The organism is Citrobacter sp. VF227 (assembly GCF_052950715.1).
This window is the reverse complement of the sequence record NZ_JBRFVF010000431.1, coordinates 1-460: the sequence shown is the minus strand read 5'-3', so window position 1 is coordinate 460 and position 460 is coordinate 1. Positions and strand designations below refer to the sequence as shown.

1 protein-coding gene is annotated in these 460 nt (G+C 60.9%); it reads right to left on the bottom strand.

Translation table 11 applies throughout. The features are described from left to right. On the bottom strand, positions 1-335 hold a 335-nt coding region (locus tag ACU8YC_RS27160), incomplete at its 3' end, for a transposase (protein ID WP_446896282.1). Positions 336-460 lie beyond the last annotated feature (125 nt).

The following is a 460-nucleotide window of genomic DNA, read 5'->3' as shown; positions in this document are numbered from 1 at the left end:
GTCAGCTTGCCCAGTGCCAGGCGGAAGCCTGGATCGTCGCGCAAAGCATCGAGATCGTCCGCATCCTCGTAGCCGCACGCGATCGCCAGCACTCGCGCTCGCAGGATATCATCAAGCTGGTGTGTGATCCGGGACGGATCGCGCCGATCCGCCATGCAATCGGCCAACCGACGGCAAATGCCCATGGCCCGTTCGGCCTGGGCCAGCAACAGCACACCGCCGTCCGACGTCAGACGGCGCCCGTCAAACGCGGCTGTGAGTTTCTTGGCGCGTATGGCTGGAAACGAAAATCCGGGCGCGCTATCCTCGCCCTCGGCGGGTGTGGTCTGTGGCAATTTTTGCCTCGTTGCAGGATTGGCTTCGACACCCATTTTCCTACAGTAAAGCAATCGCTTACGCCACTCCCGCCAACCCCTCGAACCATGCCTGATGAATATTCCGGGCTAGGCAAGCTGAAAAT